This is a genomic window from Sphingobacterium paramultivorum (genome assembly GCF_014109745.1).
GTDB lineage: Bacteria > Bacteroidota > Bacteroidia > Sphingobacteriales > Sphingobacteriaceae > Sphingobacterium > Sphingobacterium paramultivorum.
In genome coordinates this window covers 3,279,091-3,301,114 of record NZ_CP058555.1, presented here as the reverse complement: position 1 = coordinate 3,301,114, position 22,024 = coordinate 3,279,091, and the positions used below count along the sequence as shown (strand labels likewise).

General features: G+C 42.8%; 22 protein-coding genes. 18 read left to right on the top strand and 4 right to left on the bottom strand.

From position 1 onward, the window contains the following. Positions 1–12 precede the first annotated feature (12 nt). On the bottom strand, positions 13–561 hold the full coding sequence (locus HS960_RS14000) for an RNA polymerase sigma-70 factor (protein ID WP_182329625.1): 549 nt from the start codon (positions 559–561) through the stop codon (positions 13–15). A gap of 319 nt (positions 562–880) precedes the next feature. On the opposite strand from HS960_RS14000, the gene HS960_RS13995 reads away from it, so the two are divergent. The 10 genes from HS960_RS13995 to HS960_RS13950 all read left to right on the top strand — a co-directional run bounded on the left by HS960_RS13995 (position 881) and on the right by HS960_RS13950 (position 13,185). Continuing rightward, on the top strand, positions 881–1,270 hold the full coding sequence (locus HS960_RS13995) for a DoxX family protein (RefSeq protein ID WP_182329623.1): 390 nt from the start codon (positions 881–883) through the stop codon (positions 1,268–1,270). A 260-nt stretch (positions 1,271–1,530) separates the two neighbouring features. Then, positions 1,531–1,782: a hypothetical protein gene (locus tag HS960_RS13990; protein ID WP_120336657.1), complete on the top strand. Its 252-nt coding sequence runs from the start codon at positions 1,531–1,533 to the stop codon at positions 1,780–1,782. Between the two features lie 54 nt (positions 1,783–1,836). Further along, on the top strand, positions 1,837–2,436 hold the full coding sequence (locus tag HS960_RS13985) for a hypothetical protein (RefSeq protein WP_182329621.1): 600 nt from the start codon (positions 1,837–1,839) through the stop codon (positions 2,434–2,436). A 280-nt stretch (positions 2,437–2,716) separates the two neighbouring features. After that, on the top strand, positions 2,717–3,283 hold the full coding sequence (locus tag HS960_RS13980) for a sigma-70 family RNA polymerase sigma factor (protein ID WP_182329619.1): 567 nt from the start codon (positions 2,717–2,719) through the stop codon (positions 3,281–3,283). 69 nt (positions 3,284–3,352) lie between these two features. Continuing rightward, positions 3,353–4,471: a FecR family protein gene (locus tag HS960_RS13975; RefSeq protein ID WP_182329617.1), complete on the top strand. Its 1,119-nt coding sequence runs from the start codon at positions 3,353–3,355 to the stop codon at positions 4,469–4,471. Positions 4,472–4,501: 30 nt separating this feature from the next. Beyond that, positions 4,502–7,909, top strand: coding sequence for a SusC/RagA family TonB-linked outer membrane protein (locus tag HS960_RS13970; RefSeq protein WP_182329615.1), 3,408 nt, complete (start codon positions 4,502–4,504; stop codon positions 7,907–7,909). A gap of 3 nt (positions 7,910–7,912) precedes the next feature. Then, entirely contained in the window at positions 7,913–9,400 is a 1,488-nt protein-coding gene (locus tag HS960_RS13965; protein ID WP_182329613.1) for a RagB/SusD family nutrient uptake outer membrane protein, read from the top strand. Between the two features lie 5 nt (positions 9,401–9,405). Then, positions 9,406–10,176, top strand: coding sequence for a DUF4843 domain-containing protein (locus HS960_RS13960; protein ID WP_182329610.1), 771 nt, complete (start codon positions 9,406–9,408; stop codon positions 10,174–10,176). A gap of 11 nt (positions 10,177–10,187) precedes the next feature. Continuing rightward, the gene (locus tag HS960_RS13955) at positions 10,188–11,657 is read left to right on the top strand and encodes a PKD-like family lipoprotein (RefSeq protein ID WP_182329608.1); all 1,470 of its coding nucleotides are present in this window, start codon (positions 10,188–10,190) and stop codon (positions 11,655–11,657) included. A gap of 58 nt (positions 11,658–11,715) precedes the next feature. Next, positions 11,716–13,185: a TlpA disulfide reductase family protein gene (locus tag HS960_RS13950; RefSeq protein ID WP_182329606.1), complete on the top strand. Its 1,470-nt coding sequence runs from the start codon at positions 11,716–11,718 to the stop codon at positions 13,183–13,185. A gap of 116 nt (positions 13,186–13,301) precedes the next feature. Here the strand turns inward: HS960_RS13950 and HS960_RS13945 are convergent, their stop codons facing one another. Beyond that, a complete protein-coding gene (locus HS960_RS13945; protein WP_182329604.1) occupies positions 13,302–13,691 on the bottom strand; it encodes a VOC family protein in 390 nt (129 codons plus the stop codon). A gap of 75 nt (positions 13,692–13,766) precedes the next feature. Between HS960_RS13945 and HS960_RS13940 the strand changes: the two genes are divergently transcribed. The 3 genes from HS960_RS13940 (at position 13,767) to HS960_RS13930 (ending at position 16,503) form a co-directional block, all read left to right on the top strand. Then, positions 13,767–14,936, top strand: a complete 1,170-nt coding sequence (locus HS960_RS13940; protein ID WP_182329602.1) for an MFS transporter — start codon at positions 13,767–13,769, stop codon at positions 14,934–14,936. Positions 14,937–14,940: 4 nt separating this feature from the next. Continuing rightward, entirely contained in the window at positions 14,941–15,690 is a 750-nt protein-coding gene (locus HS960_RS13935; RefSeq protein ID WP_182329600.1) for a DeoR/GlpR family DNA-binding transcription regulator, read from the top strand. Positions 15,691–15,978: 288 nt separating this feature from the next. Then, the gene (locus tag HS960_RS13930; protein WP_182329598.1) at positions 15,979–16,503 is read left to right on the top strand and encodes a hypothetical protein; all 525 of its coding nucleotides are present in this window, start codon (positions 15,979–15,981) and stop codon (positions 16,501–16,503) included. Positions 16,504–16,514: 11 nt separating this feature from the next. Here the strand turns inward: HS960_RS13930 and HS960_RS13925 are convergent, their stop codons facing one another. Together HS960_RS13925 and HS960_RS13920 are read right to left on the bottom strand one after the other, a co-directional pair. Next, a complete protein-coding gene (locus HS960_RS13925; protein WP_182329596.1) occupies positions 16,515–17,429 on the bottom strand; it encodes a helix-turn-helix domain-containing protein in 915 nt (304 codons plus the stop codon). A 74-nt stretch (positions 17,430–17,503) separates the two neighbouring features. Then, entirely contained in the window at positions 17,504–18,352 is an 849-nt protein-coding gene (locus HS960_RS13920; RefSeq protein ID WP_182329594.1) for an SDR family NAD(P)-dependent oxidoreductase, read from the bottom strand. 419 nt (positions 18,353–18,771) lie between these two features. On the opposite strand from HS960_RS13920, the gene HS960_RS13915 reads away from it, so the two are divergent. The 5 genes from HS960_RS13915 (at position 18,772) to HS960_RS13895 (ending at position 21,988) form a co-directional block, all read left to right on the top strand. Then, a complete protein-coding gene (locus HS960_RS13915; RefSeq protein WP_317167944.1) occupies positions 18,772–19,110 on the top strand; it encodes a hypothetical protein in 339 nt (112 codons plus the stop codon). A gap of 14 nt (positions 19,111–19,124) precedes the next feature. Beyond that, positions 19,125–19,676, top strand: a complete 552-nt coding sequence (locus HS960_RS13910) for an antibiotic biosynthesis monooxygenase (RefSeq protein ID WP_182329592.1) — start codon at positions 19,125–19,127, stop codon at positions 19,674–19,676. A gap of 278 nt (positions 19,677–19,954) precedes the next feature. Continuing rightward, positions 19,955–20,416, top strand: coding sequence for a redoxin domain-containing protein (locus tag HS960_RS13905; RefSeq protein WP_182329590.1), 462 nt, complete (start codon positions 19,955–19,957; stop codon positions 20,414–20,416). 2 nt (positions 20,417–20,418) lie between these two features. Further along, positions 20,419–20,928: a DsbA family protein gene (locus HS960_RS13900; RefSeq protein ID WP_182329588.1), complete on the top strand. Its 510-nt coding sequence runs from the start codon at positions 20,419–20,421 to the stop codon at positions 20,926–20,928. A 235-nt stretch (positions 20,929–21,163) separates the two neighbouring features. Continuing rightward, positions 21,164–21,988, top strand: coding sequence for an alpha/beta fold hydrolase (locus HS960_RS13895; RefSeq protein ID WP_182329586.1), 825 nt, complete (start codon positions 21,164–21,166; stop codon positions 21,986–21,988). Positions 21,989–22,024 lie beyond the last annotated feature (36 nt).

Genomic DNA, 22,024 nt, shown 5'->3' with positions numbered 1-22,024 from the left:
TATAAATAATTGTTATTCAGTGAGTAAAAATAACAAGAGGAGGAGTGCTCGTGCATCTAAACGTGATCTGAGAAGCTGTATCGCTCGTTTTTTCTGACTTTTGACGGTGTTGATGGAGATGGTCAGGTTGCCCGCAATTTCTTCGTTTGAGAGTTTGTCGAAGATGGCCATATGCAATACCTGTCTGCAGCCCTGAGGAAGTTGATGAATGGCTTCCATGAGCTGGTCTATGACTTCGGCCTGTATCATGGCATCCATGACTGTCTGCTCTTCGATCATATCTTTGTCAAGCTGATCGACGTATTTACTTTTTATTTTTTCACTGCGGATGTGTTTGAGGCAATTGTTTCGGATGGCAATGAAGAGATAACCTCGGCGTGTATTTTCATCATCGGGTAGGGTATTGCGTCCCTCGCAGAGCCCTGCGAAAAAGCTCTGAACAACATCTTCAGCCAAAGCTTCGTCGTGTAGGATATTGTTTGCAAAGAGACAAAGCTGTCGGTAGTATTGCTGAAAAAGAGATTCAATATCGTAAGGTAAAGCTATCTGCAAATTTTCCACCTTGTTTGATGATGTATAAAGAAATTGACATAACAGGCGCTCTGGGAGCACGGTATAAATATAGGGAAATATGCTTAGGTTTTGGATTTGAGAAAGGCAGCTGTTCTTATATTTCTTCGAAAACGTTTGAGTATTATCCCGTACCCAAAAAATCATCGGTAGGATAGCACATGAAATCAACACTCTTGAGCATAACGCCAGCCTCGTTGACTAAATTTATAATACGTTGCTGTTCTTTCTCATCATAGGCTATGATATGGACGCGTTGTAATAGGTCAAACAATTTTACGTCGAAAAATGTACTTTGAATAAAAAAGCTATGGATAAATCACATATGCAGAAGATTGCACGGGTTGGATTAGGAGCCTTTTTGGTTGTAGCCGGTATTGGACATCTGACCTTTGCCCGAAAGGAATTTCAGGCTCAGGTGCCGGACTGGGTTCCGATCTCCAAAGATGATACTGTTGTATATTCAGGTTTTGCGGAAATTGCTTTGGGTGCTACACTGATTTTCGCACCTGCTAAACAGCGATCGAACGCTGGAAAAATCGCAGCAGCGTTTTTTGCAGCTGTGTTTCCCGGAAATATTGCTCAATATAAAGACCATCGCGACGGCTTTGGATTGGATACGGATGGAAAGCGGCTTGCCCGTTTATTTTTTCAGCCCATATTGGTTGCATGGGCTTTGAAAAGTACATGCAAGAGCTGATTGGGTGAAGACTGGTTGAACAGAAGTTGATACAAAATTGTAAAAAACAAACCATCTGCCTGCGGCTGTTGTCCTATAGGTATCCATGTAAGGAGTAACTTAGTTAAAAGGTCGGGTGTTCCATTTTCATCCGACCTTTTTTATTTTTTTGCGCTATTCTTTTGCTAATTTCCAACCTTTTCTGTTTTTTTATTGCCCATTTAAATAATTATATTCGCATCAAACATATAAAATAACTAACCTATAAAAGTATAGACCAGATGGAAGAAAAGAAATTAAATGAACTGAGCAACGAAGAGTTGTTGGTTCTCAAGAAGAAAGCCAAACCCACGAAAATAATCAATGCATCGATCATTGGCTTTTGTTTAGGGATAGCCGCATACAGTGTATTCGTAGCGGGCATAACCTGGCCGACAATTTTTCCCCTGATACTGGCGGTCATAGCCTATAAATATTTTGGTAAAAATGAAAAGGCTGTCGATGCGGAGCTGAAAGCCCGGAATCTCAAATAGAAAAAGAAAACCATTGCAGCTGCGCTGTTGTTTATTTTAAAAAAACAGCTTAAGATGAGAAGAGAACAAATAGAAGCATGGGTGGCGCAAGGTTACAATGTGCTGGAGCACATGAAGCCCAAAGTCGTACAGGGCGACATCTGGGAATACCTCAACCGCTGTGACGGACAAGGCACGGAGGTGTATACTTTATCCGAACTGCAACAATGGTCGGACCAGGAACTGGCGCAGATGGAACTGAAAAAATATGCCGACCAGTATGGACAGATGGGCGAGAAGTTGTTTCTACGGAATGAAGCAATTCGAAATAAAGACTTTGAAAAGTATGAGGCATTTTTGCTGTTATTTTTTCCGGACAGCGTTGAAAAAGAGCTGGAGGAAGCTCGTTTTTTAGCCGATCGTGTAAAACGTGTCAGTAAGGAAGAAATGGAGCAATGGGTCGTCTCAAATCATGTCAATGTACTGATGTCGGATCTCCATTGCCTGGATTATGGATCCATTATGAGTGGGATGGTGATGCCCTCCGAAGATGTAGTCACTTATACCGACGACGGGCTCAGCGATACCATTGATTGCCATGTTACGCCGATGGAGTTTTTCGCTCATACCAACCATGACTATTACTGGATTGATCCTGTCATAAGAAAATCCTAAGGGAAGCCTTTATAAAAGCCTTTTAGACTTACTTTTCATGCAGAATAAGATAAAGCATCTCGATCGTGTTCAGGATGCTTTACTTTTTTGAACTGTTTGATATTACGCAATGTTGTTAAAAGTATACTTAGTTAGTAGTCTTTATTGGAATTTTATTATTTTTGCACTGGATTAATCACATTTTAGGATTATGATGTGATGAAAATCTGGAGTTTTTAGCAAAATAATAATTACGTAAGATATTTATAGTAATAACTATATTTGTCCAAATCAATACATCATGCCTAAGTTGGAAAGTTTGAGTGACGAGGAACTGCTTCTTTTGGTTTCTAATAACCAGGATGGGGCATTTCATATGTTGTATGAACGGTATAAGGCTGCTCTGCTCATCTATGCGATCAAAAGGGTCGGCGAAGATGTCGGCGAGGATCTTGTGCAGGATGTCTTTATCCGTACCTGGAACAACAGGTATACCATCCATTATCAGAACGATTTCAAAGCTTATCTTTTTACAGCCCTCCGGCGGCGAATCATCGATTATTTTGCCAAAGAAACGAATGTACAGGGCTATCTTGAGGATCTAAAATCTTATGGAAATGAATTTGCTTTTGAAGAGGCTGATGCATCTATCCGTACACAATCTTTTAGCGATTCAATATTTGCTGTGCTCCATCGCTATGGGCCACAATACCAGGCCATTTTAAAATTACGGCTACAGGGATACTCCAACCCTGAAATAGCGGCCTTATTGGGCCTTTCGGAGAAGACCGTGCGCAATCAATATTCATCTACTTTAAAAATTATCAGGTCTAACTTTTCATCGTTTTTGCTTTTTTTATTTTTTTAAGGGACAATCGTCCAGTAGCGCCGTTTACCTTAGTATAGCACCATTAGGGCTGGACTAACAATTATGACTATGAAAATTGACGATTCACTATTTGCAAGGTATCAGGCTGGGCAATGCTCCCCAGAGGAGATGGCTGTGGTTGAACGTTGGCTGGACCAGCTTGATAAATTTCCGGAGCCCGAAGATGCACGGATGTTAAGCATATTGGAAAGTCTGGATGAAAAGATGCCTTTTATTAAGAAACCTAAAAAACAGGCTACATGGCAGTGGATCGCTGCGGCGAGTATTCTGGCCTTATTGACAACGACATTGTATCTATATTGGCAGAAACAAGCCGAACGGGTTTTATTTGCTAATATTGAGGAGGTCAAAGCCCCATTGAAATCAAATGCCATCGTCGTATTGGAAAACAACGAAGAGTTTGACCTCGATAAGCTCAAGCGTAATGATACTTTACAGGCCCTGGGTTATCGTATTGTGCGGACAGCTGACGATCAGATTATCTACCTAACTGATGCAGTCAATACCTCAAAGGCGGTCTACAATACCATTCGTACAAAGACCGGTGGTACGGCCCATGTACAGCTGGCCGATGGAACGAAAGTTTGGCTGAATACCAATAGTGAACTGCGTTATCCAATCTATTTTGAAGGCAATATTCGCGAGGTTGCCCTCCGGGGTGAAGGTTACTTTGAGGTGGCCAAGCAGGAGCGGAATCATAAGCGGGTACCATTTTTTGTGCGTGGTGACCAACAGACCATTCAGGTGCTGGGGACGAAATTCAATGCTGATTTTACGGCTAACAATGAAACAGCTTTGCTTGAGGGGGCAGTGGCTTTTTCTGATCGCGGATCAAGTCTAGCGCAAGCGCATGAAGAAAAATTCACTGTGCGGATTCGGCCAAATCAGGTTTACAATGGCAAAAAAATTACCGAAGCAAAAGATATTACGCGCTATATCGACTGGAAGGAAGGGTATTTTGATTTGAATGAGGTGAATGTAGAGCAGCTTTCCCGGAAGTTGACTGCCTGGTATGGCGTAGAGATTCGCGTAGATGCCAGTGTGGCACAGGTGCAGCTATTCGGGCGTGTGCGACGCGACAAAAATCTCAAAGAAGTACTCGATCTCATCGCAACGGTGCATCCGATGAAATATACGATGGAAAATAATTACATATACATCAAATAGAAAAACGACGGACTAACAAAAACTAACCTTATGAAATTGAATGTTTACCATTTTGAAAAAAAAGTGGCGGCTACCGATTTGCCCAAAGATGTCGGTAAGTACCTGTCTAAACTAGTGCTTAGTGGACTACTTTTGTCGGTGACCATGGGGGTGTCACATGCGCAGAATATTACACTGAAGGAGCAAAAAAGTTCTATGTATCAGGTTCTGGAGAAGATCCGTAAACAGGCAAATGCTGATTTGATAGGTGATTTGGCTCTCCTCAAGAACAGCAAACCCATCAGTATCCAGGCGGATAACAAAAATATCGTTCAGGTATTAAAAGAGATTTCCGAAAATCAGCCTGTGGACCTGTTATTTCAAAACAACACCATTTTGGTACGCCGAAAGCAGCCTGCCGCGACAGGGCCGGTCAGCGATCAACGCCCGCGGCAGAGAGCTGAAAGTTCGGTAGAGCAACATATCAGGGTAAGAGGCCGCGTTCAGGACAATACGGGGAAACCCCTAGTTGGTGTATCCATCAAAGTGGTGGGCAGCGCCAATAATGGTGTGTTGTCGGGAGAAAACGGTGTTTTCTTCGTTGTGATGTCGAAGAAGACCGAGCTGCTTTTCTCCATGGTGGGCTATGAGAGCAAGCGCGTCGAAGTTTCCTCGCCAGAGCCATTAACGGTAACTCTCGAGCAGGTAACTAATAAAATCGAGGAAACGGTGGTGACGGGTTATACCAAAGTACGACGGGACAACTTTACGGGGGCAGCTACAATGGTGACTCGGCAGGATCTGGAGAAATTCAATTCAACCAATATTTTTACGGTATTGCAAGCGCTGGATCCGTCATTTAAAGTGGATGAACGTGTCACTGCAGGCTCCAATCCCAATGTGATGCCACAGATCAATATTCGTGGGGTATCGAGTGTGGGGGAGTATGCTGTAAATGCACCCCTGATTATTATGGATGGTTTTGAGGTGCCCCTTACCACTTTGTACGATATTGATGTCAATCGGATTGAATCGATTTCGATTTTAAAGGATGCCAGTTCCACGAGTTTGTATGGTTCCCGTGGGGGGAATGGGGTGGTGGTCATTGAAACCCGTCTGCCCAAAGACGGTAAATTTACCGTAACCTACGACGTGAAACCTTCGGTAGCGATGGTCGACCTCTCCGATTACAACCTGATGAATGCTGCCGAGAAGCTGCAGTATGAAAAATTGGCAGATCTCTATACTTCCCGAAGCGGAGACCCTTCCTGGGATCTAATCCAGCAGGAAAGCTACAACAACCTACTCGCCAAGCGGGAGCAGGATGTAGCGGCCGGAGTGAATACGTATTGGTTGAAACAGCCTGTGCGAAATACGCTTTCCATCAACCATAGTCTGCGTATGGAAGGTGGTGGCAATGGAGTCAGGTATAGCCTCGAAGGTGGTTATTTTGACAATAAGGGAGTTATGAAAGAGTCTGGAAGGACTCGCGGTAATGCCGGTTTTACACTGATATATCGTATTCCCAATGTGATCACATTTCGCAATGTGGGTACTTATCTGTACAGCAAGGCCTACAATAGTCCCTACGGCGACTTTAAAACCTATACTGCACTGAATCCTTATGAACGGATCTACGATGATCGAGGTAATTATAATATCCGCTTCGGTGAACTCGGGCAATGGTATAGCTGGGGGCCAACACTGTATAACCCTTTGTATAATGCGGGACTTGGTTTTCGTGATGAACAAGTAAGCCAGACGCTACAGAATAATATGTCCATAGAGTGGTATGCATTGCCCAAGCTGATTGTTAGAGCTTCGGGAACAATCGTACGTACCGTTACAGATCTAGACCGGTACAAATCGCCGTTCCATACAGATTTTACAACCGTCACCGATGCTAATTTGCGTGGGGCCTACACTTTTGGCAACCAAAACTTTACCAAGTATGAAGGTAAAGTGGATATGCAGTATTCCAACAAATTTGGTAAGCATCAGCTCGTGGCCAATGCTATTGCCGAAATCAGAAAGCAGAATACCGTGGGTAATCTGAATACAGTAACGGGGTACGTGGACGATCGTTTTATGACGCCTCAAATGGCCTTGCAATATGCCGTGGGATCACTTCCGAAGTCGACTTCATTGCCGGTCCGTTCGGTGGGCTTCCTTGGCTCCTTGTTCTACACCTACGACAATAAATACAATGTAAGTGGTACCCTGCGTTCGGATGGCGCTTCGATCTATGGAAGTCAAAATCGTTTTGGTACATTCTGGAGTGCCGGATTTTCGTACAACATGCACAATGAGGAATGGTTCAAAAATAGCTTCTTGACCAAACTGCGATGGTACCTGAATGCGGGGACATCAAGTACCGTAAGTGAATTTAATGTGGGGATGGTGAGTACCGCCTACAACTTTTTTACGGGACAAAACTATTATAATCAGTATGCGGCCATTTATACCGGGCAAGGAAACCCAGCCGTACGCTGGCCTGAACAGCAGCAGCGAAGCATCGGTGGAGAGTTTGGGATTAAAGGCGATCTGCTGAAATTGGATGTTTCCTATTATGATCGGATCACCAACCGTATGATTTCTACGGTGAACGTCGCTCCATCGTTTGGTTTTTACAACGATAAGTTCTTTCAAAATCTGGGAAAAGTACAGAATAAAGGGTTTGAGGTTATGGCCAATCTCCGCGTGTTGAACAACACGGCAAAGGATTTTAGTTGGTACCTCTCTGTTGGGGCGGTACAAAACAGGAGCAAATTGAAAGAGATATCCAATGAGCTGCGTAACCTCAACGAGTCGCTTGTGAAGAAAGATAACAAGGGAAATGTGATCCGTCCATCGCAGTTCTATCAGGAAGGCCAGTCGCTGAGTGTTATTCGGGCGGTACCTTCGCTAGGGATTGACCCAGCCAATGGCCGTGAACTATACCGCGACAGAAACGGTAATGTAACCTATCAATGGGATGCCAATAATCAAGAGGTGGTGGGTAATGCGGAGCCAACATTGTATGGAAACGTGGGTACAACGGTTAATTACAAGGGCTTGTCAGTGCAGATCATCGGCAATTACTCCCTTGGAGGAGATATCTATAATCAGACGTTAATGGATAAGATCGAAAATAACTCCCCTTATCTGAATGCCGACCGACGTGTATTGGAAGAACGTTGGAAGCAACCTGGAGACCTCAGCCGATATAAGGCGATCGGTGATCAGTCGGTAACACAGCCTTCGAGCCGTTTTGTGCAGACGGAGTCTTTTTTACGTCTTTCCACGATCAACGTCAACTACTCGTTTAGCAATGCTATCCTCAAGCGGTATAAGCTGGAACGCCTTCGGCTTAACTTCTCAATGAACGATATGTTCCGCTGGAGTACGGTACGCATGGAACGGGGGATAGATTATCCGTATGCCCGTGAATTTAATTTTGGTGTAATGGTTCAATTTTAAAGCATGAAAAAGTTAATAATCGCCATCGCTGTGCTCTGCATACTGTCGGGCTGCGAAAAATTCTTAAATGTCAATCCCACTGATAAAGCTTATGAGGAGGATCTGCTCACAGATCGATCGGGCTTTAGTGCTGCATTGGCTGGTGTATACGAAACCATGAATACGGATACACTCTATGGCCGTGAAATGAAATATGGTTTTATGGAAAGCCTGGTCGGATCGTATAATGTGACCAATTCGGGGCACAACTACTACCGGTCATTTCGGTATGAATACAATTTTGATATACCTAAAAAAACGATTGCCAACATTTGGGGTAAATTTTACCAATGCATCAATCAGACCAATATTATTCTGGCAAACGTAGACCGTATCAAGACGGATGAAAACTACGATCTGATCAAGGGGGAGGCCATCGGTCTGCGGGCATTTTGCCATTTCCAGCTGCTGAAATTATTTGGTCCCGCCATTTCGAACGAAGGGGCTTCGGCACAGGCGATCCCGTACCGGGATGCGGTGACTTATTCGGCGACGAAGTTTTCTACAGCAGCCGAGGTGATCGCCTTTTTGGAAAAGGATCTTGCGGAAGCTCGTGCTTTGCTAGAAAAAGATCCGATCCGTTCGAATGCACGGGATGCTAATTTAAACCAATTTGCGTACGAACATTACAACAGCTTAATTGATTACCGTGGTATCCGCATGAACTATTATGCAATTGTGGCACTGCAAGCGATGGTCGCACAATGGAAGGGTGATCTGACTGGTGCGGGAAAGTATGCAGAAGAGCTGATTACGGAGCTTAAGACTACGCAGAGTGTTCGGTTGGCCCTCGCTGGAGAAATAGCTCCGGGTGCTTTTGCGCGTATGCCCATGGAAAATATCTTTGCACTGTTTTCCAGTAAACTGGGCGTGATGGTAAGTTTGGTTTTTGCGCAGCCAGATGCGACTATTTCAAGCTCGACCTCACCCTTTTTATTTCCTAATTATTCGTGGTTGCGAACGAACCTTTACAACAGCTCGGTGCATGGCTCGCTGAATGATGCTCGTTTGGCCAATTGGTTTATACAACCTAATACGGCGTATCCCTGGAAGCTTTCGAAGTACCTATTTGATCTCAAGCGATTGCCTTCAGAGGTCAATTATCGCCCGGCTTATGAAAACAAGATCATTGGACTACATACCATCTATATGATTGCGGCCGAAAGTAATGCTGCTGCTAATCCAACCAAAGCAATGGAATATCTCAACCTGGTGCGCAAAAGCAGAAACATCAGCACCGACCTTGTACTCAACACAGCTATGACAACCCAACAGCTCAAGGATCTGATTTTTGACGAGATGCGCAAAGAGAATATTGGTGAAGGTTACCTGTTTACGGAATATAAACGTCTGTATAGGGCCATTGACCGACCTACACTGGTACAGCCTAAAAACGAAATATTCAGGCTGCCGATTCCAGATGATGAATTGTTGTATAACCCTCAAAACTAACCGAAATGAAAAGATATATTTTGCTTTTTTGTGCTGCCGTTATACTGGGTGCCTGCAATAAAAACGACAATATGCTCCAATTTGACGAGGCGCAGAGCTACATCTATTTTGCTTATCCAAATGCCAATACCAGATCCGTAGAAAAATACGCAGATAGTGTCTATTATGGATTTGCGCTGGATGCCGATTTGCAACGCAAGGAAAAGACAATTGCGATTCCGATCGGTATCGGCGGGAGGGCGATTGCGAAGGACCGTGGTTATACTTATGTGTTGGAAGATTCGTCCAAATATGATCAAGCTACCGTGAAATTTTCTGCAGCAATGATTGGCGCTAGCCGATATGTGGATACCCTTTTTATCACATTTCAACGTACAGCCAAGATGAAAGCTGAGCCCACGGTTTTGTATCTGCACCTGGAACAAAATGAGGCTTTTGCGCCCGGAAACCTATACAATCAAAAAATACGGATTGTAGTTGACGATATACTGAATGAACCGGCTTGGTGGAATACCTGGAAAAATTATTTTGGCCCTTATCAAAAAGAGGTGTTCCAGCAATGGATGCAGGTCTATCACCTTGGCGCCGACCCTTCACCAGATCTGACGACAGGGGCACCGGGCCCGATATATTATTGGAATAATATGCCTACTTCGGCTATTGCAAGCTGGTATCCTGTCACCTTCAATTATATTCAGGTGCTCAAACAGTATTTTATCGATCACCAGGTCTATCCTGATGGCGACAGTACAAAAGAACGTATTCTATTACCTTAACGATGAAGCAGATGAAATTTATAAACCGATCTTTTATCCTGTTCCTGGCTCTTCTGATTGTAGGAGGCTGTTCTAAGGATCTAGGTAACTATAATTACAAGGACGTGAATACGATAACAATCACGGGCCTGCTGGAAGCTAATCATCCGACGGGGCGAATCTATGAAATTCCTTTTAACGATACGATTCGGTTGAATCCAACAGTGAAGGGGACGCTTTCGGCTAGTGATACGGCACAATTGACCTTTGAATGGAAGGTGGACTCTGTTGCGGTCAGTAAATCGAAAAATCTATTTTATGTGGCCAATAAGCGTTATGGTAAGATCTCGGCCGAGTTTACTGTAACGGACAGGTCTACGGGAATAACAAGCAGCTACAATTGTTTTTTGAATATTGTGAACCCTTACAAATGGGGGTACTATTTACTGACACAGGATAAATCGAAAGCGGCATCACTGTACTGCCTATCGAGCATTACCAAAAAAGCGTCCTTTGATCAGGTTTTATTGCCCAAGTTAGGTAAGCTGGGCCAGAATCCGCTGTCGATCAGTGGGACCAAAAAGTATGGCGCTTCGTCAACAGACTTTTATAACGTGTTGACCATCGGGATTCAGGATGCTGTAAATCCTGTCGTGGTCATTGATTCTAGGGAGTTTGTGCCTACGCTGCTGTACAATTCTTCCAGCTATGTCGGTGGTGGTAATTTTGAGCTTCGTCCAAGCCAGGTGATGAACGATCGATACAATGACGTGATCTATGTGGTTAATAAAGGTAAGTTTCATGTACTGCGGAAGGGCGCTATAGCGCTGCCTGCTTTTATCAATGATCCGACGGATTACCAGGTTGCGCCGAATGGTGTGGCCGCCCCGCTGGGCAACGGAAGATACTTTATGAGTGTCTACGATGAAAAGAATAAAAAGGTGCGGGTGTGGGATAATGGTATTACGGCCAATGAGTATGTTTATATCAATGATTATAAAGATATCCTAGGGCAGGAGCTCATGAATGGAAAGGTATTTTTGGCCTGTAGTTATGCCAATATCCCTTCGATCAACCATATCTACCTCTTTAAACAGGATAATCAATTGTATTCTTATCGTTTGGATTACGCTGCAGATTATAAACCGAAATCGTTCAGTCTACTGGGCTCCGGCCCAATGCCGACAACTGGTTCAATTGGTTATGTCTATTTTGATGGTCCTACAAGCCGTTGGTTTATGGCTATTGGCAAGACTATTTATATGGCCTCTTACCTCGGTGTCGAATTTCAGAAATATGCGCAGCTGCCTGCAGATGCCACTGGAGATATTGTCAAATTTAAGATCCTGGATGGCAAGCTGATGATAGCAACCAATGATCTGACCGCCAGTAAGCCTGGGTCCATCTATATTTATAATGCAAACACCATGGTCTTGGAACAGTCTTTTCCACATGTGGTTGACGAGATCGTCGACCTCCATTTAGGGATATTGACGCAATAAAAACTGTTAGCTCTTAAAACATAATATCATTCATTTAAACATGTATAAATCTTAAAATATGAATTTGAAATCAATAAAATTAGCCATTCCGCTACTACTATTGGGAAGCCAGGCTGCTTTTGGACAGTTAGCTGCAAAAAAAGGAATCACTCAGGAGGAGCTATATAAGCATCTCAATGGCTTGTTCCAGAAAGGTACAGATGATTCGAAGGCAGAAATTTTGAAGGAAGCTGAATTTCTAGCGAAATCAAAAAAAGAGGAAGACCAATTGCTAGCAGGGCAGATCTATACCGGTTTGCAAAAAGCAGATAAGGCCGATGCGATAAAGGCGGGTATCGCCAAAAAGTTTCCAAAGGGAATTACCGCACGAAATGAAGCTTTCGGTAAACTGTTTAAAGCGGATAATCAGACTGCGGCACAATTAGAAGAGCAGTATATTAGCTTGGTTAAAAAGTTTCCGGAAAATAGCTATACCGAAAAAAATAGAGGAATCTATGGTTACGGCATGGGGACTATTGCACAACAGTATGCAAAAGAAAAAAACTTGGATAAGGTCAGTTATTATTTGGATCTATTGAAACCCAAAGACAATTATGCTAACGCTGTTTTTGCGATCGGACGCGAATTAAACCGGCAAAAAGAGTACACTTTTTCACAAAAGATGCTTGAACCCGTCTATGTCAATCTAAATCAGCTGAAATCTGAAGGTAAGAAAACTGCGGGTGGTCAATACCTGGGGGCTATCGGCCTGCAGTATGCGGACGCTTTAATGGGCAACAAGGATGTGGATAAGGCGCTTGAAGTATTGGACAAAGTGCGTTCAGAATTACCGTCCGAATCGGCAACGATTGCCTATGCTAAGGCGCTGCAGGCAAAAGGGCGCGATCTGGATGCTTTTCAACTTATTGAAAAGGAAGTTGTCAAAGAAGGGAAAGAGCCCAAAATGATGGAAGTACTGCTGCCTTTGTACAGTAAACTGAATAGCGGACTGTCGGATACGACGACTTATCTCAAAGCGCTAAATGGACGTATTGACGAAATGCTGGTGACAAAACTGAAGGGTGAAATGATCAAAAAGGAAGCACCTCAATTTTCGTTGGTGGATCGTTCGGGCAAGGAAGTATCTTTGGCAGGCCTGAAAGGAAAGGTGGTTGTACTTGACTTTTGGGCAACCTGGTGTGGACCATGTAAAATGTCATTCCCAGGCATGCAAGCTGCAGTCAACAAATATGAAGGTGATCAAGAGGTAGTGTTCTTGTTTATCAATACCTGGCAAAAGGAGGAAAACTATAAGGAACTCGTCAACAACTTTATCAACGACAATAAATACAGTTTCCATGTCCTATATGATGAGATGAAGGAGAAGGATAAGTCTGTAGTTTCGGCCTACGGTGTTAGTGGCATCCCTACGAAAGTGGTGATTGATAAAGACGGTTTTATTCGCTTTCAGTCGTCAGGTAGTGGTTCGGATGTCGAAAAGATCGTTAACGAAATTTCAAACAAGATCGAGTTAGCAAAAAAGGGGTAAGGTATCCTTCAAGATAGAACCGTGATTTGACGGTCAAAAATAAGCAGGATAATATCTCGGAAAGTCCATAATCAGCCAATCTTCAAGTTTGGCTGATTATGGACTTTTGTTTGTTTTTAAGCTACAATTTCTATCGGATTTCCCTCCGGATCAAGCACGGCGCTTTCATAATAACCATCCCCCGTAGTACGGGGCTCGCTTTCGACAATATAACCATCCGACCGTAATTGCTCGGTCAGATTATCGACAATATCCTTTCCACCGACGCTAATGGCCAGATGGGTATAGCCTTTGTTGAGACTTCTATCAGCCGCGGCAGTAGTAATATCAATACGATTCATAATCTCCAAACGCGCGCCGGATTCGCGGAATTTAAGAAAGTAGGATGAAAACCCTTTCTTCGGGTTATGGTACTTTTCTCCGTTTACAGTACCAAAGTATTTGGCGTAAAAAGCACGTGTTTTCTCAAGATCATCGACCCATAGGGCGAGGTGTTCTATTCGCATGGCAAATCTTTTTGTTTAATTACATTGCAATATTATGCAAATTTGCATAATATTGCAATGTAAAATTTATCAGATATGTTGAACGAATCAATATTAAAGGCTAAGGTAGCGACACAGGTTATGTTTTTGGTATGTGGCCTCGCGTTATCAAGCTGGGCACCGATGGTACCTTTCGCCAAGGACCGTCTTGGTCTGAATGACGGAGAACTGGGGCTTTTACTGTTATGTTTGGGTGGTGGTGCACTATTAACGATGCCGCTTACTGGGTTTTTCATCGGGAAAGTTGGGAGCAGACGAGTGATTTTGATTTCAGGTTTGATAGCTGCCGTAGTGCTCCCTGTACTGTTAATGGTAACCAATAGCTATTTGATGGCCTGTGTTCTTTTTATATTTGGCTGCAGTATAGGTGGCATAGATGTGGCCATGAATGCACATGGTGTGCAGGTTCAAAATGCAATGGGTAAACCGATAATGTCATCTTTACATGGACTGTTCAGTGTAGGCGGGCTATTTGGATCGATCGGCTTGGGTTTTCTGATAAAGATGGGGTTAGTTCCTATTTATGCAGCCATTACTATAGCCATTCTTTTAATACTGCTACTGATCGTACAATATCGAAAGTTGCTGAGCTATCAAAAGGAAAAAGAAATCATTGTCCAGTTTTCCCACATTGATGAAACTCAGGTTTCAAAAAAAGGATTTCAATGGCTTAGGTGGAGTGTGCTGATACTTGGGCTGATGTGTTTCATTGCATTTTTGTCTGAGGGAGCGATGTTGGACTGGAGTGCGATTTTCTTGCGGGATCACAAAGGAGTATCTCCTGAGTTTACGGGAATTGGATATGCGGCCTTCTCCGTTGCGATGGCGGTCATGAGATTGCAGGGTGACCAATTAGTAAGTAAACTGAATAGTAAAGTTGTGGTGATAGGTGGTAGCTTATTGGCTTCATTGGGCATTTTGATCGTAGTGTGTAGTCCTTGGTTATCGCTAACGCTCATTGGATTTGTCCTTTTGGGACTGGGAGCCGCCAATATTGTTCCTGTATTTTTTAGCGAGGGTGGACGGATTGAAGGACTTTCGCCGACGGTAGCCATTCCGGTTATTTCAACAATGGGCTATGCCGGTCAGCTAGCGGGCCCCGCGCTTTTGGGGGCCATTGCGCAGCATTTTTCTTTGATCATTGCTTTCGAAACAATAGCTTTGCTTTTTCTAGTGGTAGCTCTTATCTATAAAATCAGAAAGTAATAGCATGTTAAAAGAAGAACGTTTTGAGATAATCCTCCGCGAATTAGCGGTCCGGAGGAAGGTGAAGTTTGAAGAGCTGGCGGTGTTGTTGGCGGTATCGGAAGATACTATCCGCCGTGATATAGACCTTCTCTATCGGAACGGCTTGCTTTCCAAGACCAGGGGTGGTGCTATACTGCGTGAAAAAGATCCGCTGACTTTCCAGGATAGGCAATCGTTTCTGACCAAAGAAAAAGACATTATTGCATTAAAAGTACAGCCGTTTCTGAAGGATGGTATGACCATTTTTGTGGATGGCGGCACCACGACATGGGCCGTAGTGAATGCGATGCCATTGGATATCCGGATTCGGATGGTTACAAATAATTTTTCCATCGTGCCGCTGCTCGAGAAGTTCAAAAATGTAGAACTTATTTTTTTGGGTGGTAATTTTGAACCCGATCTGGCTGTAACTTCAGGCATCACAACCTGTATGGAGGTGGCTAAGTATAATGCCGATATCTTTATCATGGGAACTTGTGCTGTAGATCCTGAGCTCGGCGTTTCCGCAGCGTCAGCTGCAGATGGCGAAACCAAAAAGATGATGGTTCAATGTGCAAAGAAAACGATAGCCTTAGCCAGCCAGAATAAGCTTTACCAAGGTGAACTGTTTAGGGTGTGTCCAATAGATTCGCTTACGGCATTGATCACCGACCTGGATTCAAATGATTCCGAATTGAATCCCTTTAGAAATATGGACCTGCAGATTGTCTAGCCAAATTTATTAGATTTTGGATATAACTGTCTAATGTCGCTAGCGTCTGTTGCATAATCGTCGATTTTTGATGCATCCATAAAGTTAGTCATAATTGCCTGAGTATGCGAATTATCATGTGCACTAAGGATCGTAAGAAAAGTGAAAAATGTTAATAATTATTTAATGGGAATTAGTGTAAATTTATGTCAGCATAAAGCTGTAGCTATGTTCATCCTTGGATAAAACGATAGCGGATGTTCAAGTGTTATTTATGCAGTTGTCGTTTTTATAATTTACTGAATACGGATGAAAAAGATCGAACTAGTCCCACTTGTTGGGATTCAAATTGAAGGTATTGGTCAGGTTAATCTCGGTGCGGGCCGTGCTGAAGTTCAAAGTGTACTTGGTGCTCCTTCAGATGCGCTGGACGACCAATATTATTATGATGAACTCGAATTGAGACTTGATTTTAATGATCAGGGAACATTGGAATTTATAGAAAGCATCAATGGACCCTATCCAGAAAAAACTGAAATCAGTATCTATGGTGTTAATCCGTTTCAGGTCGAAGCGACCGAACTTGTAAGCATCCTGAGTGATAAAAACGCGGGTGAGGTTGATGATGCCGAAGCGGGATATTGCTATACATTTTTAAATAGCTCTGTTGGTGTCTGGAGACAGATTACTGAAGAGGATGTTCAGGAGGAGATTGAGGAAATCAAAGCCGATGGCGAATACGAAGACAATGCGGATATGCTGCTGGAGGACCTTAAAAAGTCAAAGTTCTTTTGGACGATTGGCATTGGAGTAGCGGGATATTACGCGGAGTAAAGATAAATAACCTACTGAAACAGTTGCCTAAATTCCACGGGACTTTGTTGGGTATTCTTTTTGAAGACCTTACTGAACGACTGTGGATGCTCGAAGCCTAGCTCATATGCGATCTCGCTGATGGAGAGGGAGCTCGTGCTTAATCTTAATTTGGCATACTCGATCATTTTATGCTGAATATGCTGCTGGGTGTTTTGTTGTGTGTAGATACGCAGCAAACTGCCCAGGTAGTTTGGTGATAAATTGAGCTGCTGCGCCAGAAAGCTGACTGTAGGTACACCATGCTCCACAAGTATGTGTTGCTGAAACTGTGTTGACAGTAACTGCTCAAACTTGGTGACCAGCTCTTGAGTCGATCGTTTGCGGGTGATAAATTGACGTTCGTAAAATCGTTCGGCGTAAATCAGCAAGCGTTCAATCTGTTTGAGAATGAGTTCACGACTAAATTTATCGATATTAGACTGATACTCTTTTTCGATATTCTGCAGAATATCGACAATGATGGCTTCTTCTTTGTCTGAAAGAAAAAGCGCTTCATTGACCTGATATTGGAAAAAATCGTAGGAGTGAATATGTTTTGCCAATTCGCTGTTCCAGAGAAAATCGGGATGGATCAACAAAATCCAACCGCTGGGTTGCGCCTGTACTTCCTGATTGATCTCCACTTTTAGAAATTGCAATGGTGAGACAAAGGTGAGTATGCCCGAGTCGAAGTCGTAGTGCTGCTGTCCATAATTGAACCTGGCATTTACATTTCGCTTTAAACCGATCGAATAAAAATGTTGTATCCAATTCAATTTGCTATCATTCACAGGGTAATGTACTTGACTATAATCAACCAGGCTGATCAATGGATGTTCGGGTTTAGGTAGTCCGCAAAAGCTGTGGAATTCCGAAAGGGAATGAAAGCGAAATGTATTCTCCATGTTGTAAATTTACTGAATTTCTTATTTGATTATTGTGAAATATCCTAGGAAGCTCCTTATGCTGAACTAAGCTGTTATACAGATTGCTCGAAACCTGTTGACACGGTATAACTTTTCCATTTTTCGATTTCTGCCCGAAGCATGTTGATCTTGTTTTTGGCCAGTTCATACGCATCTTCGCCCATTAAAAAATGGACTGGAGGCTGCTCCAGCGTACTCAGCTCGATTAATAAGGTTGCTGCTTTCTGTGGATCGTTTGCCTGATTCCCGTGGATCTGATGCAGATGGGTGGCTTCGTTTTCTCGGGCAGTTACATAAGCTGCGATCGGATTGGCTGCTGTATGTAAGGATCCTTCAGATAAAAAATCAGTTCTGAAGTAGCCGGGATACACCAAGGTCGTGTGTACACCAAAAGGCTCCATTTCGACAGCAAGGGCTTCAGTAAAGCCTGCAACAGCAAATTTGGTGGAGCAATAAACACCAAAGGCTGGGTAATTTCCTGCGAGTCCACCGATAGATGCTATATTGAAAATATGTCCCGATTGTTGGCGTCGCATTTGGGGAGCGATATGCCGAATGGCATTAAGGGATCCAAAGACATTCACTTCGAAGTTGCGGCGTGCTTCCCGGTCACTGAGCTCCTCTAGGGTACCTGTCTGACCATATCCGGCATTGTTGACCAGTACATCAATCCTTCCGAAATAATCAATGGCCGATAGTACTGCCCGGGCAACGTCTTTGTCATCGGTAATGTCTACCTCAAGCGGCAGAAAATTTTCCTGATCACCGATTTCATCTTCTAGGGCCTGTTTTGTTCTTGTTGTGGCAACCACAGAATAATCTTGGGCGAGCAACTCTTTAACGAGGTTGAGACCTAGCCCTTTGGAGGCACCAGTAACGAACCATACCTTTTGTGATTTCATGTATTTCTTTTTTTTAATAAATTGATGCTACAAAGGTGGCTAATCGATCGAGTTTGGATGTAGGCAGATCAACGGATCTTGTAGTCAAATCGTGGATTGTCATCCTTTCAACGACTGAATTTGCCCGTTCGACGAAATTTATACAGCTTAAAAAAAATGTTGGGTAATTTTAAACGAAGGAAGACTAATAGCGCTTTTTCATTAAATCAATATGTTATGAAAACCAATAGCCTGATTGCCCAGAAAAAAGAATCGACCGTCTTGATGAATGGTAAAGTTTCCTGCTCAACAACTATAATTTTAAAAAAATAGTAGATCAGTTATGAGCAAAAGAACCCAAAAAACTAATAGTATGAATTTTTTTTTCAACAATAAGACTACGAGATCTTACCTTAAAGAACAGAATTGTGGTATCGCCTATGCAACAGTATAGTGCGACTGAAGGTATACCAGGAGATTGGCATCTTGTCCACTTGGGCAGCCGTGCGATTGGTGGAGCAGGATTGCTACTCGCTGAATGTAATCCAAAAGAACGGATGCTGCCTTTGGCTGTTTCAGAAGGAGGATGGCAGTTGAAATCATCATCAGCGACAATGATCAATGAACCTGTGCAGGCCAATGCTATTATTACCGACGGTTTGGCCGATCTTATTCTAATTGCTCGTGAGCACCTTCGGGATCCTTATTTTTCCTTACATGCAGCAAAAATACTCGGAGAGGAAATAGCAATACCCTGGCAATACCAACGTGCATTTTAATTTTATCTGATCCTATGGAAAACCAAGGCGCTTCCGCTGTAATCACACATCATATTCTGGATGATAAAATCTATGAATATGAAAAATGGCTTGAAGAGATTATGCCATTAACTAGACATGCAAAGGGTTTTATTGATCTTCAGATCGTAAGGCCTATTCCTCAATTGACTTTTGTATATACGGTCATTATTCGTTTTGACACGGTCGACCATCTCAAAATGTGGCTAGAATCGACGCAGCGAAAGCGCTGGATTGAAAAGGTTGAGCCACTATTTCGTCGCCACGATCACTATCAAATCCGGTCGGGTTTGGATTTTCTTTTTGAGGCCCCAGAGAATAGTGCAAAAATCCCTCCTCGCTGGAAACAATATCTTATCACTTGGTCTGCTATTTATCCATTATCCATTTGTATACCCATGTTACTCGTGCCCTTATTGCGCGCTTTAAATTTTCCCTTCAATCACTTTTCGGATGCACTCTTGATTTCTGGTACGATTGTGTTTTTGATGGTCTATGTTGTCATGCCAAAGTATACTAAGCTGATTCGTAAATGGCTAAATAAATAGTCTAAAGTTGGCTGTGTTGAACGATAATTTCTGCCTTTTCAAGGAATTCTGAATCTAAATAATTTATGATGTATGAGAGAGACAGCTCAAAATGATTTTTTGATCGGAAACTCATTCCTTAAAGGACTTCCGGAAAGTCAGATCTTTATCAAACCTGAAACTAAATAAAACAAATTTAACTGTTCACACCTTTATATTATGGTGGTACAGATCTATTTGTAAATGTATAAACAGGCGGACTGGAATGCCAATATTGCTTACACTTTAAAGATATTAGTATGTTACAAAAAAATGATGTTGCCCCTGATTTTACCTTGTATGCGACACCAGATCAGAAAATTAAATTATCTGAATTCAAGGGACAAAATGTGATCTTGGCATTTTACCCGGCAGATTGGAGTCCGGTATGTAGCGATCAAATGGCACTATATAATGAAATGCTCAAGTATTTTAAGAAATATGATGCGGAGATTATGGGTATTTCCGTTGACAGCAAATGGTGCCATATGGCATTTGCGCAATCTCGCAAGCTGCATTTTCCGCTTTTAGCTGATTTTGAGGGTAAAGGTGAGGTAGCAAAGAAATATGGTGTTTACGATGAAGAAGAAGGTGAGTGCAAGCGCGCACTCTTTGTGATTGATAAGGAAGGGATTATTGCTTGGAGTTATATGTCCCCGACGGCGGTCAATCCAGGTGCAGACGGTATTATCGAAGCATTGGAGAATCTTAAATTAAAATAATTATGTCATTGAAACCGAAGGTCAGCAATGCTGACCATATATTGGGAAATGGCCAGGCCGATCTGACCATTGTTGAATATGGAGATTACCAGTGTCCACATTGCGGTGCAGCTCATCCCATAATAAAAGAAATGATGGCCGAACTGGGAAGCCAAATCAGGTTTGTATTCCGCAATTTTCCGCTTTCGGAAATGCATCCTTATGCAAAAACCGCAGCTTTGGCGGCGGAGGCAGCTGCATTGCAGGGGAAATTTTGGGAGATGCATGATGCCATTTTCGAAAATCAGAACTTGCTGAGTGCGAGATTGCTGTTGGATATCGCCGAGCAACTGGATTTGGACATGCCAAAGTTTAAATCTGATGTTCAGAAAGAAGTTTTACAGGACCGTGTGGATGGTGATTTTGAAAGTGGTATGCTGAGTGGCGTTAATGGGACACCGACATTTTTTGTCAACGGACAGAAATTTGACGGTGGCGCGGAAGATCTGGTTCAAATATTAGGTGAAAACTGAATATATGATTACTATTTGAACACAGGTGCGCACTCGACGAGAAGCCTTTTGCAGGAAAATAGGACCTATCGTAAAAAACGGATAAATCTGTTGTATAAATAATGAATTATCGTTGTTTTTAAATTAACTTTTGCTTTTTTAATATGCTTAAATACAGCTGTATGTGTTAATTGGATTATGAATTCCAATCCAATCAACATATCATGTAAATAATAAAATTCTTAAACTAATCATCATGGCAACATTCAAAGTTCAAGACGGAACAGAAATTTATTACAAAGACTGGGGAACAGGACAACCGATCGTATTTCATCATGGTTGGCCTCTATCCAGCGACGATTGGGACGCGCAGTTGATGTACTTCCTCGAAAAAGGGTACCGTGTGATCGCACACGATCGCCGGGGGCATGGTCGCTCGACACAGACAGCGACAGGAAATGAGATGGATACCTATGCGTCGGATATTGCACAATTGGTAGAAGCATTGGATTTAAAAGATGCCATCCATATTGGCCACTCAACAGGTGGTGGAGAGGTCGTTCGCTACATAACCAATCATGGTACTTCTCGGGTTTCAAAAGCTGTATTGATCAGTGCGGTTACCCCCACAATGGCCAAGAGTGCTACAAATCCCGATGGTGTACCTATGGAGGTTTTTGACGAAATAAGATTGAATACTGCAACACGTAGACAACAGTATTTTCAGGATTTTACCCTCGCTTTTTATGGCTATAACCGAGATGGAGCGAATGTACAACAAGGCGTGATGGACAACTGGTGGCGGCAAGGAATGATGGGAGGGATAAAAGCACATTATGATTGTATCAAAGCTTTCTCTGAAACTGATTTTACAGAAGAACTAAAAAAATTAGAAATCCCTGTCTTAGTATTGCATGGTGAAGATGATCAAATTGTACCCATTGATATAACGGGTAGAAGAGCGGCTAAGTTAGTCCAAAATGGTACTTTAATTACCTATCCCGGTTTTCCACATGGAATGCCTACTACAGAAGCGGAGACCATCAATAAGGATATTTTGGCTTTTATTAGCGGAAAATAAGCGCATACAACAAAAAGCGATAACAAAAAGATGCTG